Below are 14,934 nucleotides of genomic sequence, written 5' to 3' on the forward strand. Positions count from 1 at the left end.
GCTAGACATGGCACGGCGATACGACACCAATGACGCGACCGACCGCGTGACGGGTCTGCGCGAGGCGGCGTCCGCCGTCCGCCGTGGCGAACTGGTGGTCCTCCCGACCGACACGGTGTACGGCATCGGCGCCGACGCGTTCTCCAAGGAGGCCGTCGGCGATCTGCTGGAGGCCAAGGGCCGGGGCCGCAACATGCCCACGCCCGTCCTCATCGGCTCCCCGAACACGCTGCACGGCCTCGTCACGGACTTCTCCGAGCTGGCCTGGGAACTGGTCGACGCCTTCTGGCCGGGCGCGCTCACGCTCGTCGCCAAGCACCAGCCGTCCCTCCAGTGGGACCTGGGGGACACCCATGGCACCGTCGCCGTCCGGATGCCGCTGCACCCGGTCGCCATCGAGCTGCTGACCGAGGTCGGCCCGATGGCGGTCTCCTCCGCCAACCTCACGGGCCACCCGGCGCCGGAGAACTGCGACTACGCCCAGGAGATGCTCGGCGACTCGGTGTCCGTCTACCTGGACGGCGGCCCCACCCCCGGCAACGTCCCGTCGTCGATCGTCGACGTCAGCCGTGAGGTCCCGCTGCTGCTGAGGGCGGGCGCCATCTCGGAGGAAGAGCTGCGCAAGGTCGTACCCGACCTCGAGGTGGCGAATTGACAGCCCCTGACGCGGGGCGTGGCATAGGCACCGGGGAACGTGCCGCGGAACGGACGACGACGTTCGGGCTTCCGCGCGACAGCTTCCGCATCCTCCACGTCAGCACCGGCAACGTCTGCCGCTCGCCCATCACCGAGCGGCTGACCCGGCACCTCGTGTCGCAGCGACTCGGGGTGCTCGGCGGCGGGCTGGTCGTGGAGAGCGCGGGCACCTGGGGCCACGAGGGCGCGCCCATGGAGGCCAACGCGGAGGCCGTGCTGGCCGACTTCGGCGCGGACGCCTCCGGCTTCACCGGCCGGGAGCTGCTCGACGAGCACGTCATCATGGCCGACCTGGTGCTGACGGCCACCCGCGACCACCGGGCCCAGGTCATCTCCATGGGCCATTCGGCGGGCCTGCGCACCTTCACGCTGAAGGAGTTCACCCGCCTGGTCAACGCGATCGACCCGGCCACCCTCCCCCCTTTGGAGGAGGGCGTGGTGATGCGCGCCCGCGCCCTGGTCCGCGCCGCCGCCGCCCTGCGGGGCTGGCTCCTGGCCCCCACCGCGGAGGCGGACGAGGTCTACGACCCCTACGGCGCGCCCCTCCCGTTCTTCCGCTCGATCGGCGACGAGATACATCAGGCGCTGGACCCCGTGGTGACGGCGCTCACGGGGGTCGCGGCGCGCGCCTGAGGGGTGTCGGACGGCGCCGACCGGGCGGCTCCGGCGGGCGCGGCCTACATTGGACGTACGTCACCGTCGACGCCCCGGAGCCCACCATGCCGGTCACCGCTGCCATCGAGGCCGACGTCCTGCGACGGCAGGACCCCGCGATCGCCGAGATCCTGCTCGGGGAACGCGCGCGGCAGGCGTCGTCGCTCCAGCTGATCGCCGCCGAGAACTTCACCTCCCCCGCCGTACTGGCGGCGCTCGGCTCACCGCTGGCCAACAAGTACGCCGAGGGCTATCCCGGCGCCCGTCACCACGGTGGCTGCGAGATCGCGGACATGGCCGAGCGTCTCGCCGTCGAACGGGCCAGGGCGCTGTTCGGCGCCGACCACGCCAACGTCCAGTCCCACTCCGGCTCCTCGGCCGTCCTCGCGGCCTACGCCGCCCTCCTGCGCCCCGGCGACACCGTCCTGGCCCTCGGCCTGTCCCACGGCGGCCACCTCACGCACGGTTCGCCGGCGAACTTCTCCGGCCGCTGGTTCGACTTCGTGCCGTACGGGCTGGACCCGGAGACCGGGCTCATCGACCACGAGCGGGTCCGGGCGCTGGCCCGCGGCCACCGCCCCAAGGCGATCGTCTGCGGCTCCACGGCCTACCCCCGCCACATCGACTACGCCTTCTTCCGCGAGGTCGCCGACGAGGTCGGTGCCTATCTCATCGCCGACGCCGCCCATCCCATCGGCCTGGTCGCCGGGGGAGCGGCGCCGAACCCGGTGCCGTACGCCGATGTCGTCTGCGCCACCACGCACAAGGTGCTGCGCGGGCCGCGCGGCGGCATGATCCTGTGCGGCGCCGAGCTGGCCGAGCGGGTGGACCGGGCGGTGTTCCCGTTCACGCAGGGCGGCGCGCAGATGCACACCATCGCCGCGAAGGCGGTCGCGTTCGGCGAGGCGGCGACACCGGCGTTCGGTCGGTACGCCCATCAGGTGGTCGCCAACGCGAGGGTACTGGCGGCCCGGCTGGAGGCGGAGGGGATGGCCGTCACCACCGGCGGCACGGACACCCACCTCATCACCGCCGACCCGGCGCCGCTCGGCGTCGACGGACGTACCGCCCGCGGCCGGCTGGCGGCGGCCGGCCTGGTCCTGGACTGCTGCGCGCTGCCGCACGGGGGAGCCGCCGGTGCCGCGCCCGCCGACGCCCGCGGCCTGCGCCTGGGCACGGCCGCGGTGACCACGCAGGGCATGGGGGAGACGGAGATGGCGCGGATCGCCCAGCTGATGGCGGGCGTGCTGCGGGGCGAGGCGGAGGGCAGGCGGGTACGTGAAGAAGTGCGGGAGCTGGCCGGGGGATTTCCCCCGTATCCCGGCTGAACCGGGGCAGGCGCTGATCGGCGCACAGCCATACGTGCAACCATCGTCGCTACCCGGAAGTCCCCAACCATATGCGCGCATCGCTAGGGTGTGGGGCTGAGATGGCCAGCGAGACCTGTGGGGAAGCCCGTGCGTGAATACCTGCTGACGCTCTGCGTGACGGCCGCGGTGACGTATCTGCTGACAGGGCCGGTGCGGAAGTTCGCGATCGTCGCGGGGGCGATGCCGGAGATCCGGGCACGCGACGTGCACCGGGAACCCACTCCGCGCCTCGGCGGGATCGCCATGTTCTTCGGTCTGTGCGCGGGCCTGCTGGTCGCCGACCACCTGACCAATCTGAACCAGGTCTTCGAGAAGTCCAACGAGCCGCGCGCCCTGCTCTCCGGGGCGGCGCTGATCTGGCTGATCGGCGTCCTGGACGACAAGTTCGAGATCGACGCCCTGATCAAGCTGGGCGGCCAGATGATCGCCGCCGGCGTGATGGTCATGCAGGGTCTGACGATCCTGTGGCTGCCGGTCCCGGGTGTCGGCACGGTCGCGCTGACCCCCTGGCAGGGCACCCTGCTGACGGTGGCGCTGGTCGTCATCACCATCAACGCCGTCAACTTCGTCGACGGCCTGGACGGCCTGGCCGCCGGCATGGTCTGCATCGCCTCCGCCGCGTTCTTCATGTACGCCTACCGCATCTGGTACTCGTACGGCATCGAGGCCGCGGCCCCGGCCACCTTGTTCGCGGCGATCCTGATGGGCATGTGCCTGGGTTTCCTGCCGCACAACATGCATCCCGCGCGCATCTTCATGGGCGACTCCGGCTCGATGCTGATCGGGCTGGTGCTGGCGGCGGGCGCGATCTCCATCACGGGCCAGGTCGACCCGGACGTCATGAACCTGTTCTCGGGTTCCGAGCGCGCCACGGTCCACCAGACCGTTCCCGTCTACATCCCGCTGCTGCTGCCGCTGACCATCATCGCGATTCCGGCCGCCGACCTGATCCTGGCGATCGTGCGCCGCACCTGGCGCGGGCAGTCGCCGTTCGCCGCGGACCGGGGTCACCTGCACCACCGCCTGCTGGAGATCGGCCACTCGCACAGCCGCGCGGTGCTGATCATGTACTTCTGGTCCGCGCTCATCGCCTTCGGCGCCCTGACCTACTCGGTCAACTCCGCGTCCATGTGGATCGTCCTCGGTGTCGTGATCCTCAGCGCGATCGGTCTGGGACTGCTGCTGCTGCCGCGCTTCACGCCGCGCGCCCCGCGTTGGGCCGAGTCCTTCGTGCCGCCGCGCTACCGGCGCCGCAAGGTCCTCCAGGAGTCGGCGCAGGCCCTGGCCGCGGAGACCGGGGAGGAGTCCGCGGACGCTGTCGAGGACGAGGAGCGCGAGCACCGCACTCCGGTCGTCGTGGGCGTCTCGGGAGCCAACGGGGCGACCGCCGTGGGACCCCGCTCGCGTGCGGCAAGGTAAGAATCTGACTAGAGCATTGCCAAGTCGTGGGGAAACCGCGGGTGGGCAAAGATGCCCAATACCAGACAAGTGGTCGCGGTTCCTGCACAGACGCGCAGTCTCACTCTCATGTGTGACACCGAGCACACCATCCAGGTAAAGACCTCATCAAATAGTTTGTGATACGGTTCACGAGAACCCCGGATGGAACCGAAGGACCGCAGTGCGACGGTCCATCGGTCACGAGGTCGGCGTGCGGTCCTTCGCCCCTCGGACGGGGACTACGCTCGTCCATGACGACACCCTGCCCCCCTTTGAAAGCGGAGTTGCCGCCATGCCGTCCAACGACGTCCGGATCCTGGCCCAGGCCGCCGTGCCCACGGTCGCCGTCGGCGCGATCGCCGCCGTCGTCAGTGGCGTGGTCGCGGGTGGCAAGGGTGCGATCGGGGCCGGCGTGGCGACGGTGCTGGTCATTCTCTTCATGGGGCTGAGTCTTTACGTCCTCCAGCGCATCGCCAAAACGCTTCCGCACCTGTTCCAGGGCATGGGCCTGCTGCTCTACGCGGCGCAGATCCTGCTCCTGTTCGTTTTCATGGCGGCGTTCAAGCACACGACGCTCTTCGAACCCAAGGCATTCGCTCTCACTCTGGTCGCCGGCACTCTGGCTTGGATCGGTGCTCAGACGTGGGTGCACATGAACTCCAAGATCCTCTATGTCGAACCTGAACCGAGCACTCCCGCGAAGGACGAGCAGTCCCACAAATCGGGGCACTCGTCGTGACGGGTAGGGCCGGGATAAAGGCGCCCGAGAGATCCTGCTATCGTCCGGTGCCAACTGCGGCATCGCGGGCGCGGGCATCTGAGCTGACGCCTGCTCAATCGCGAGGCTCGATGCCCTCTTGCCGCCCCCACATCCGTAACACCAGTCCAGTGCCGAACCGCGGCTTCGTGCCGCGCCGACACAACGAGGTTGCCGTACCTATGCGCCATGCTGAAGGAGCCCGCGGTGAGTGCTGACCCGACGCAGGTGCTCGCCTTCGACACCAACTGCCACCTGTTCGACGGGTGTGGCTTCGCCGAAGTGTCCCCGGGCCTGCACTCGTTCCTGTTCCAGCCCTTGCTGGGTGACGGGGACAGCAACCTGTACTTCAACAAGACGATGCTGCTGGCGCTTCTCGGCTCGATCATCATCGTCGGATTCTTCTGGGCCGCCTTCCGCAAGCCGCAGGTCGTGCCCGGCAAGCTTCAGATGGTCGCCGAGGCGGGATACGACTTCATCCGGCGCGGTGTCGTCTACGAGACCATCGGCAAGAAGGAAGGTGAGAAGTACGTACCGCTCGTCGTCTCGCTCTTCTTCTTCGTCTGGATGCTGAACCTGTGGTCGATCGTTCCGATCGCCCAGTTCCCGGTCACGTCGATCATCTCGTACCCGCTGGTCCTGGCGCTGATCGTCTACATCCTGTGGGTGTCCCTGACGTTCAAGCGGCAAGGCTTCGTCGGCTTCTGGAAGAACGTCACCGGATACGACAAGTCGCTCGGCGCGGTGCTGCCGCTGGCCATGCTGATCGAGCTCTTCTCGAACCTGCTGATCCGGCCGTTCACCCACGCGGTACGACTCTTCGCGAACATGTTCGCCGGTCACACCCTGCTGCTGCTCTTCACCATCGCCAGCTGGTACATGCTGAACGGCGCGGGCATCGCCTACGCGGGCGTCTCGTTCGTGATGGTCATCGTGATGACCGCCTTCGAGCTGTTCATCCAGGCCCTTCAGGCGTACGTGTTCGTCCTGCTGACCTGCACCTACATCCAGGGCGCCCTCGCCGAGCACCACTGACCAGGCGCATCTCCGACCCCCAAGTCGTCCGGTGGCCAACCCCCACCGGTCCGTAAAGAAAAGGAAGAACTGGCATGTCCCAGACCCTTGCTGCTGTCGAAGGCTCCCTCGGTTCGATCGGTTACGGCCTCGCCGCCATCGGTCCCGGCGTCGGCGTCGGCATCATCTTCGGTAACGGCACCCAGGCTCTCGCCCGCCAGCCCGAGGCGGCCGGCCTGATCCGCGCCAACCAGATCCTCGGCTTCGCCTTCTGTGAGGCGCTGGCGCTGATCGGTCTGGTCATGCCGTTCGTCTACGGCTACTGATCACTGACCCCAGACCAGCCGACTAGACGAAAGGCATACACATGAGCCACTTGCTCATCGCGGCGAGTGAGGGGGAGAACCCCCTCATCCCGCCGATCCCCGAGCTCGTCATCGGCCTCATCGCCTTCGTCATCGTCTTCGGCTTCCTCGCCAAGAAGCTCCTTCCGAACATCAACAAGGTTCTGGAAGAGCGCCGCGAGGCCATCGAGGGCGGTATCGAGAAGGCCGAGGCCGCGCAGACCGAGGCCCAGAGCGTGCTTGAGCAGTACAAGGCTCAGCTCGCCGAGGCCCGGCACGAGGCCGCGCGCCTGCGCCAGGAGGCGCAGGAGCAGGGCGCGACCCTCATCGCGGAGATGCGCGCCGAGGGTCAGCGGCAGCGCGAGGAGATCGTCGCCGCCGGTCACTCCCAGATCGAGGCCGACCGCAAGGCCGCGGCGTCCGCGCTGCGCCAGGACGTCGGCAAGCTCGCCACCGTGCTGGCCGGCAAGCTCGTCGGGGAGTCCCTCGAGGACCACGCCCGCCAGAGCCGCGTCATCGACCGCTTCCTCGACGAACTCGAGGAGAAGGCCGAGGCGTCGCGATGAACGGAGCGAGCCGCGAGGCCCTGGCAGCCGCACGCGAGCGTCTCGACGCGCTGACGGACAGCACGTCCGTGGACGCGGCGGGGCTCGCCGCCGAGCTGGCGGCCGTCACCGCGCTGCTCGACCGCGAGGTGTCGCTGCGTCGGGTCCTCACCGACCCGGCGCAGCCCGGAGCGGCCAAGGCCGAGCTGGCCCAGCGCCTGCTGGGCAGCCAGATCAGCGGCACCGCCGCCGACCTGGTCGCCGGCCTGGTGCGGTCCCGCTGGTCGCAGTCGCGCGACCTGGTGGACGCGCTGGAGCAGCTCGCGGACGCCGCTGACCTCACCGCCGCGCAGCAGGCCGGCGCGCTCGACGACGTCGAGGACGAGCTGTTCCGCTTCGGGCGGATCGTCGCCTCGAACGTGGAGCTGCGCGCCGCACTGACCAACCGGAAGGCCACCGCGTCGGCCAAGGGCGAGCTGCTGCGCAGCCTGCTCGGCGGTCGTGCGGACGCGGCCACCGAGCGTCTGGTGACGCGCCTTGTGAGCGCCCCGCGAGGCCGTAGCCTGGAAGCGGGACTCGAGTCCCTGTCCAAGCTCGCCGCCGCGCGCCGGGACCGCATGGTGGCCGTCGTCACCTCGGCGGTGCCGCTGAGCGACCCGCAGAAGCAGCGCCTGGGCGCCGCCCTCGCGAAGCTCTACGGCCGCACCATGCACCTCAACCTCGACGTGGACCCCGAGGTCCTCGGCGGGATCCGGGTGCAGGTCGGTGACGAGGTGATCAACGGCTCGCTCGCGGACCGTATCGAGGACGCCGCCCGCCGCATGGCGAGCTAGCGCAACCAACTCAACACGCAGTAGTGCTTACGGCCCTGGTTGGGCCGTGCAGAGGATTCCTGGGGGTCGCCCCCAGACCCCCAAAGAAACTTCGGGCCCAACAAGGAGAGCAGGGAACCCAGATGGCGGAGCTCACGATCCGGCCGGAGGAGATCCGGGACGCACTGGAGAACTTCGTCCAGTCGTACAAGCCGGACGCGGCCTCGCGCGAGGAGGTCGGTACGGTCAGCCTTGCCGGCGACGGCATCGCGAAGGTCGAGGGCCTGCCCTCGGCCATGGCCAACGAACTGCTGAAGTTCGAGGACGGCACCCTCGGTCTCGCCCTCAACCTCGAGGAGCGCGAGATCGGCTGCGTGGTCCTCGGCGAGTTCAGCGGCATCGAGGAGGGTCAGCCGGTCACGCGTACCGGTGAGGTCCTCTCGGTCGCGGTGGGCGAGGGTTACCTCGGCCGCGTCGTCGACCCGCTCGGCAACCCGATCGACGGCCTCGGCGAGATCGAGACGTCCGGCCGCCGTGCCCTGGAGCTTCAGGCTCCGGGCGTCATGGCCCGTAAGTCGGTGCACGAGCCGATGGAGACCGGCTACAAGGCCGTCGACGCGATGACCCCGATCGGCCGTGGTCAGCGTCAGCTGATCATCGGTGACCGCCAGACCGGCAAGACCGCCCTGGCCGTCGACACGATCATCAACCAGCGTGACAACTGGCGCTCCGGCGACGTGAAGAAGCAGGTCCGCTGCGTCTACGTCGCCATCGGCCAGAAGGGCTCGACCATCGCCTCCGTGCGTGGCGCCCTCGAAGAGGCCGGCGCGCTGGAGTACACGACCATCGTCGCCGCCCCGGCGTCCGACCCGGCCGGCTTCAAGTACCTGGCGCCGTACACCGGTTCGGCCATCGGTCAGCAGTGGATGTACGAGGGCAAGCACGTCCTCATCATCTTCGACGACCTCTCGAAGCAGGCCGACGCCTACCGCGCCGTGTCGCTGCTGCTGCGCCGTCCGCCGGGCCGCGAGGCCTACCCGGGCGACGTCTTCTACCTGCACTCCCGTCTGCTGGAGCGCTGCGCGAAGCTCTCCGACGAGCTGGGCGCCGGTTCGATGACCGGTCTGCCGATCGTCGAGACGAAGGCCAACGACGTCTCGGCGTTCATCCCGACCAACGTCATCTCCATCACCGACGGCCAGTGCTTCCTGGAGTCGGACCTGTTCAACGCCGGTCAGCGCCCCGCGCTGAACGTCGGTATCTCCGTCTCCCGAGTCGGTGGTTCCGCGCAGCACAAGGCGATGCGACAGGTCTCCGGGCGCCTCCGCCTCGACCTCGCCCAGTACCGTGAGCTGGAGGCGTTCGCCGCCTTCGGTTCCGACCTGGACGCCGCGTCGAAGTCCCAGCTGGAGCGCGGTCAGCGTCTGGTCGAGCTGCTCAAGCAGCCCCAGTACCAGCCGATGCCGACCGAGGACCAGGTCGTCTCCGTGTGGGCCGGTACCACCGGCAAGATGGACGACGTCCCGGTCGCCGACGTCCGCCGCTTCGAGAAGGAGCTGCTGGAGTACCTGCACCGCAAGGAGCAGGGCCTCATGACCTCCATCAAGGAGGGCGCCAAGATGTCGGAGGACACCCTCATCGCCATTGCCGACGCCATCGCCGAGTTCAAGAAGCAGTTCGAGACCTCGGACGGCAAGCTCCTCGGCGAGGACGCCCCGGCCGCGGCCAAGTGACGTAAGGAAGGGACCTGACTCATGGGAGCCCAGCTCCGGGTCTACAAGCGTCGCATCCGATCCGTCACCGCGACCAAGAAGATCACCAAGGCGATGGAGATGATCGCCGCCTCGCGTGTCGTCAAGGCGCAGCGCAAGGTGGCGGCCTCCACGCCGTACGCGACCGAGCTCACCCGCGCGGTCACGGCGGTGGGCACGGGCTCGAACACGAAGCACGCGCTGACCACGCAGGCCGAGACGGTCGTGCGGTCCGCGGTGCTGCTCCTGACGAGCGACCGTGGTCTCGCGGGCGCCTTCAACTCCAACGCCATCAAGGCCGCGGAGCAGCTGACGGCGCGCCTCGAGGCCGAGGGCAAGCAGGTCGACACGTACATCGTCGGCCGGCGTGGCCTCGCTCACTACAACTTCCGTGAGCGCAAGGTCGCGGAGTCGTGGTCGGGCTTCACGGACGAACCGACGTACGCGGACGCCAAGAAGGTCGCGGCACCCCTGATCGAGGCCATCGAGAAGGAGACGGCGGACGGCGGCGTGGACGAGATCCACATCGTGTTCACCGAGTTCGTGTCGATGATGACGCAGACGGCGCTCGACGACCGTCTGCTGCCGCTCAGCCTCGACGAGGTGGCCCAGGAGTCCGCGGCGAAGGACGAGATCCTTCCGCTGTACGACTTCGAGCCGTCGGCGGAGGACGTCCTCGACGCCCTGCTGCCGCGGTATGTCGAGAGCCGCGTGTACAACGCGCTGCTCCAGTCGGCCGCCTCGAAGCACGCCGCCACGCGGCGCGCGATGAAGTCGGCCACCGACAACGCCGGAGAGCTGATCGAGACGCTCTCCCGCCTTGCCAACGCGGCCCGCCAGGCCGAAATCACCCAGGAAATCAGCGAGATCGTCGGCGGCTCCGCAGCTCTGGCCGACGCGTCCGCGGGGAGTGACAGGTAATGACGACGACAGTTGAGACGGCCGTTGCCACGGGCCGCGTCGCCCGGGTCATCGGCCCGGTCGTCGACGTGGAATTCCCCGTCGACGCCATGCCGGAGATCTACAACGCCCTTCACGTCGAGATCTCCGACCCGGCCGAGGCCGGGACGAAGAAGACGCTGACCCTGGAGGTCGCCCAGCACCTGGGTGACGGCCTGGTCCGCACGATCTCGATGCAGCCCACCGACGGTCTGGTCCGCCAGGCCGCGGTCACCGACACCGGCAGGGGCATCACCGTCCCGGTCGGCGACTTCACCAAGGGCAAGGTGTTCAACACCCTCGGTGAGGTGCTGAACACGGACGAGACCTACGACGGTGAGCGCTGGTCCATCCACCGCAAGGCGCCGAACTTCGACGAGCTCGAGTCGAAGACCGAGATGTTCGAGACCGGCGTCAAGGTCATCGACCTGCTGACCCCGTACGTCAAGGGCGGCAAGATCGGTCTGTTCGGTGGTGCCGGCGTCGGCAAGACGGTGCTCATCCAGGAGATGATCTACCGCGTCGCCAACAACCACGACGGTGTCTCCGTGTTCGCCGGTGTCGGTGAGCGCACCCGTGAGGGCAACGACCTCATCGAGGAGATGGCCGAGTCGGGCGTCATCGACAAGACCGCCCTGGTCTTCGGTCAGATGGACGAGCCCCCGGGCACCCGTCTGCGCGTGGCCCTGGCCGGTCTGACCATGGCGGAGTACTTCCGCGATGTGCAGAAGCAGGACGTGCTGTTCTTCATCGACAACATCTTCCGCTTCACGCAGGCCGGTTCCGAGGTCTCGACCCTGCTCGGCCGGATGCCCTCCGCGGTGGGCTACCAGCCGAACCTGGCCGACGAGATGGGTCTCCTCCAGGAGCGCATCACCTCGACCCGTGGACACTCGATCACCTCGATGCAGGCGATCTACGTCCCCGCGGACGACCTGACCGACCCGGCCCCGGCCACCACCTTCGCCCACCTCGACGCGACGACGGTTCTCTCCCGTCCGATCTCCGAGAAGGGCATCTACCCGGCCGTGGACCCGCTGGACTCCACGTCCCGCATCCTGGACCCCCGCTACATCGCGGCGGACCACTACAACACCGCGATGCGCGTCAAGACGGTCCTGCAGAAGTACAAGGACCTTCAGGACATCATCGCGATCCTCGGCATCGACGAGCTGGGCGAGGAGGACAAGCTCACCGTCCACCGCGCCCGTCGCGTGGAGCGCTTCCTGTCCCAGAACACCCACGTCGCCAAGCAGTTCACCGGCGTCGACGGGTCGGACGTGCCGCTGGACGAGTCGATCACCGCGTTCAACGCGATCATCGACGGCGAGTACGACCACTTCCCGGAGCAGGCGTTCTTCCTGTGCGGTGGTATCGAGGACCTGAAGAAGAACGCGAAGGAGCTGGGCGTCTCCTGACCTCCGGACCGGTCGGTCCTGAGATCCGAGTTCGTGTGAGGGGGCGGGGTCGTCCCGCCCCCTCTTCCACGCCCACTAGACTTGTAACCAACACCCGGCAGACCCGCCGGGTGGTGACCCGAGGAGCCACCTTGGCTGCTGAGCTGCACGTCGCGCTGGTCGCGGCCGACCGAGAGGTCTGGTCCGGCGAGGCCACCCTGGTCGTCGCGCGCACCACGTCCGGCGACATCGGCGTCATGCCCGGTCACCAGCCGCTGCTCGGTGTGCTGGAGTCGGGCCCGGTGACCATCCGTACGAGTGATGGTGGAACGGTCGTCGCCGCGGTGCACGGCGGTTTCATCTCGTTCGCCGACAACAAGCTGTCGCTGCTGGCCGAGATCGCCGAGCTGTCGGACGAGATCGACGTCCAGCGCGCGGAGCGAGAGCTGGAGCGTGCGAAGGCGGAGGGCGACGCCTCCGCCGAGCGCCGCGCGGACGTACGACTGCGTGCGGCGGCGGGGAGCTGAGACAGCTCACCGTGTGATGACGTCACTCAGCCGCGGTTGGCACCGGAGCGATCCGGAGCCGACCGCGGCTGAGGCAGATCTGGATGTTTTTTCCGTTCCGTTACCTATTTTCGGTACCTAGGAGACGAGGAGGTCGGTGTCGATGGTCCTCGCTCTGACTGTGTGCGGAATCGTCGTGGGCGTGGTGGCGCTGGGGCTGTTCGTCTTCGGCCTGCGCCGCAGGCTCATCCAGCGTTCCGGCGGCACCTTCGACTGCTCCCTGCGCTGGGACGTCCCCGAGAAGACGGACACGAGTGGAAAAGGCTGGAGCTACGGGGTCGCCCGCTACAACGGCGACCGCATCGAGTGGTACCGCGTCTTCTCCTACGCCTACCGCCCGCGCCGCGTCCTGGAGCGTGCCTCCATCGAGGTGGCCGGCCGCCGGCTGCCCGAGGGCGAGGAGGAGCTGGCGCTGCTGTCCGACGCGGTCGTCCTCACCTGTGTGCACCGGGGCACGCGTCTGGAACTCGCGATGAGCGATGACGCGCTGACCGGATTCCTCGCGTGGCTCGAGGCCGCCCCGCCCGGGCAGCGCGTCAACGTGGCCTGAGGCGGTTCCGCCCGGACAGCGGTCAACGTGGCCTGAGGCGGCCCCGCCCCGGCAGCACGTGGCCTGAGGCGCGGAACGCCGCGGGCAGGCCCTGGGGGGCCCACCCGCGGCGTCGGTGCGGGGAGGTGCTGAAGCGGCTTCCGCAGGCCGTGGGGTGCCGGCGGCTGCTACAGGCCGCTGTTGATGGCGCTCACCAGCTCACCGTTGGCGGTGTCGCCGCTGAACTCCCAGAAGAACGCGCCGCCCAGGCCCTGGTTCTTGGCCCAGGCCATCTTGGAGGCGATCGTCGACGGGGTGTCGTAGGACCACCAGTTGGTGCCGCAGTGCGCGTAGGCCGTGCCGGCGATGGTGCCGGTGACGGGGCAGGAGGTCTTGAGGATCTTGTAGTCCTCGATGCCGGCCTCGTAGGTGCCGGGGGCCGCTCCGGTCGCCGTGCCGCCGGGGGCGGACTGGGTGACGCCGGTCCAGCCGCGGCCGTAGAAGCCGATGCCGAGGAGCAGCTTGGCCGAGGGGACGCCCTTCGCCTTCAGCTTGGCGATCGCGTCGGCGGAGTTGAAGCCCGCGGCCGGGATGCCGGGGTACGAGGTGAGCGGCGAGTGCGGGGCGGTGGGACCGTCCTTGTCGAAGGCGCCGAAGTAGTCGTACGTCATCACGTTGTACCAGTCCAGGTACGAGGAGGCGCCGCCGTAGTCGGCCGCGTCGATCTTGCCGCCGGAGGAGCCGTCGGCGGTGATGGCCGCGGTGACGAGGTAGTTCGGGCCGAACTCGGTGCGCAGCGCCTGGGACAGGGTCCTGAACGCGGCGGGGCCGGAGGTGTCGCAGGTCAGGCCGCAGGCGTTCGGGTACTCCCAGTCGATGTCGATGCCGTCGAAGACGTCGGCCCAGCGGGGGTCCTCCACGACGGCCTTGCAGGACTTGGCGAAGGCCGTCGCGTTGGCCGCGGCCTGGCCGAAGCCGCCGGAGTAGGTCCAGCCGCCGAAGGAGTACAGCACCTTGATGTGCGGGTACTTCGCCTTGAGCTGGCGGAGCTGGTTGAAGTTGCCGCGCAGCGGCTGGTCCCAGGTGTCGGCGGTGCCGCTGACGGACTGGTCGGCGGTGTAGGCCTTGTCGTAGGCGGCGTAGGTGTCGTCGACGGTGCACTGACCGTTCTTGACGTTGCCGAACGCGTAGTTGATGTGGGTGATCTTCGCGGCGGAGCCGGAGGTCACCAGGTTCTTGACGTGGTAGTTGCGGCCGTAGACGCCCCACTCGGTGAAGTAGCCGAGCTTGACCTTGTCACCGGTGGGCGGGGGCTCGGTGGTGCCGCCGGTGGTGCGCACGGCGCGGGCGCCGCTGACCGGGCCGGTCTGGTCGGCGGTGTCGCGGGCCTGCACGGTGTAGGAGTAGTCGGTGCCGGCGGAGAGGCCGGTGTCGGTGTACGACGTGGTCGTCACCGTGGCGACCTTGGCGCCGTCGCGCAGGACGTCGTAGTTCTTGACGCCCTTGTCGTCGGTGGCCGCGCCCCACGCCAGTTTCACCGAGGTCCCGGTGATGTCGGAGGCGGTGGGGGTGCCCGGCGCGGAGGGGGCGGCGTCGCCGGGGACCGAGGTGCCGTCACAACTGCCGCCGTTGAGCTTGCAGTTGGACGGGGAGCCGGAGCCGGTGCCGTTGAAGCCGAAGGAGACGGAGGCGCCGGGGGCCAGCGAGCCGTTCCAGGACTTGTTCTTGGCGGTCCAGTGGGTGCCGGCGGAGGTGACGTCGGCGTCCCACGCGGAGGCGACGGACGTGCCGGAGGGGAAGTCCCACTCGACGGTCCAGGAGTTGATGGTCGTCGTGCCGGTGTTCTTCACCGTCCACTTGCCCTCGAAGCCGGTGCCCCAGTCGGAGGGCTTGGCGTAGGTGGCGGTGGCCGATGGAGCGGCCTGGGCCGGGCTCGCGAGGCCGACCAGGCCGGCCAGCGGGAGCAGCAGGGTCGCGAGACCTGCCACGGCTCTGTGTCCGAAGCGCATGCAGCGCCTCCTCTGTGAAGGAGCGGGGGTGGGGGGTGTGACTGAGCCTTCACACCCACGGTGCCGCGAGAATAGAAAGGTCTGGACCACAGGTCAATAGGTCTGGACCAC

At 69.0% G+C, this 14,934-nt stretch carries 15 protein-coding genes; 14 read left to right on the plus strand and 1 reads right to left on the minus strand.

What is annotated here, in order from left to right:
- Positions 1-7 precede the first annotated feature (7 nt).
- The 14 genes from ACFYO5_RS20325 (at position 8) to ACFYO5_RS20390 (ending at position 12,835) form a co-directional block, all read left to right on the plus strand.
- On the plus strand, positions 8-655 hold the full coding sequence (locus ACFYO5_RS20325) for an L-threonylcarbamoyladenylate synthase (protein ID WP_356567602.1): 648 nt from the start codon (positions 8-10) through the stop codon (positions 653-655).
- Complete coding sequence (locus ACFYO5_RS20330) at positions 652-1,329, plus strand: protein-tyrosine-phosphatase (RefSeq protein WP_388710284.1); 678 nt, start codon at positions 652-654, stop codon at positions 1,327-1,329. The genes ACFYO5_RS20325 and ACFYO5_RS20330 overlap by 4 nt, the downstream gene beginning before the upstream one ends.
- 86 nt (positions 1,330-1,415) lie before the next feature.
- Positions 1,416-2,678: a serine hydroxymethyltransferase gene (gene glyA, locus ACFYO5_RS20335; protein WP_388710286.1), complete on the plus strand. Its 1,263-nt coding sequence runs from the start codon at positions 1,416-1,418 to the stop codon at positions 2,676-2,678.
- Positions 2,679-2,807: 129 nt separating this feature from the next.
- Complete coding sequence (locus tag ACFYO5_RS20340) at positions 2,808-4,139, plus strand: MraY family glycosyltransferase (protein WP_356567597.1); 1,332 nt, start codon at positions 2,808-2,810, stop codon at positions 4,137-4,139.
- Between the two features lie 313 nt (positions 4,140-4,452).
- Positions 4,453-4,899 carry a hypothetical protein gene (locus tag ACFYO5_RS20345; RefSeq protein ID WP_388710288.1) on the plus strand — a complete coding sequence of 149 codons (447 nt, stop codon included), beginning with the start codon at positions 4,453-4,455 and terminating at the stop codon, positions 4,897-4,899.
- Positions 4,900-5,124: 225 nt separating this feature from the next.
- Entirely contained in the window at positions 5,125-5,952 is an 828-nt protein-coding gene (atpB, locus tag ACFYO5_RS20350; protein ID WP_388710290.1) for a F0F1 ATP synthase subunit A, read from the plus strand.
- Positions 5,953-6,026: 74 nt separating this feature from the next.
- Positions 6,027-6,257 carry an ATP synthase F0 subunit C gene (gene atpE / locus ACFYO5_RS20355; protein WP_009321656.1) on the plus strand — a complete coding sequence of 77 codons (231 nt, stop codon included), beginning with the start codon at positions 6,027-6,029 and terminating at the stop codon, positions 6,255-6,257.
- 41 nt (positions 6,258-6,298) lie between these two features.
- Positions 6,299-6,841, plus strand: a complete 543-nt coding sequence (locus ACFYO5_RS20360) for a F0F1 ATP synthase subunit B (RefSeq protein WP_388710292.1) — start codon at positions 6,299-6,301, stop codon at positions 6,839-6,841.
- Positions 6,838-7,653 carry a F0F1 ATP synthase subunit delta gene (locus tag ACFYO5_RS20365; protein WP_356567590.1) on the plus strand — a complete coding sequence of 272 codons (816 nt, stop codon included), beginning with the start codon at positions 6,838-6,840 and terminating at the stop codon, positions 7,651-7,653. The genes ACFYO5_RS20360 and ACFYO5_RS20365 overlap by 4 nt, the downstream gene beginning before the upstream one ends.
- Positions 7,654-7,775: 122 nt before the next feature.
- Positions 7,776-9,365: a F0F1 ATP synthase subunit alpha gene (gene atpA, locus ACFYO5_RS20370; RefSeq protein WP_356567589.1), complete on the plus strand. Its 1,590-nt coding sequence runs from the start codon at positions 7,776-7,778 to the stop codon at positions 9,363-9,365.
- Positions 9,366-9,386: 21 nt separating this feature from the next.
- Positions 9,387-10,304, plus strand: a complete 918-nt coding sequence (locus tag ACFYO5_RS20375; RefSeq protein WP_356567587.1) for a F0F1 ATP synthase subunit gamma — start codon at positions 9,387-9,389, stop codon at positions 10,302-10,304.
- Positions 10,304-11,740 carry a F0F1 ATP synthase subunit beta gene (gene atpD, locus ACFYO5_RS20380; RefSeq protein ID WP_356567585.1) on the plus strand — a complete coding sequence of 479 codons (1,437 nt, stop codon included), beginning with the start codon at positions 10,304-10,306 and terminating at the stop codon, positions 11,738-11,740. Before ACFYO5_RS20375 ends, atpD begins: the two co-directional genes overlap by 1 nt.
- Positions 11,741-11,871: 131 nt before the next feature.
- Positions 11,872-12,246 (plus strand): F0F1 ATP synthase subunit epsilon, encoded by a 375-nt coding sequence (locus tag ACFYO5_RS20385; RefSeq protein ID WP_356567583.1) that lies wholly within the window; start codon positions 11,872-11,874, stop codon positions 12,244-12,246.
- Positions 12,247-12,388: 142 nt separating this feature from the next.
- Positions 12,389-12,835, plus strand: coding sequence for a DUF2550 domain-containing protein (locus tag ACFYO5_RS20390; RefSeq protein ID WP_356567581.1), 447 nt, complete (start codon positions 12,389-12,391; stop codon positions 12,833-12,835).
- Positions 12,836-13,002: 167 nt separating this feature from the next.
- Here the strand turns inward: ACFYO5_RS20390 and ACFYO5_RS20395 are convergent, their stop codons facing one another.
- The gene (locus ACFYO5_RS20395) at positions 13,003-14,823 is read right to left on the minus strand and encodes a glycoside hydrolase family 18 chitinase (RefSeq protein WP_356567579.1); all 1,821 of its coding nucleotides are present in this window, start codon (positions 14,821-14,823) and stop codon (positions 13,003-13,005) included.
- Positions 14,824-14,934 lie beyond the last annotated feature (111 nt).

This window comes from Streptomyces sp. NPDC006259, assembly GCF_042870975.1.
GTDB lineage: Bacteria > Actinomycetota > Actinomycetes > Streptomycetales > Streptomycetaceae > Streptomyces.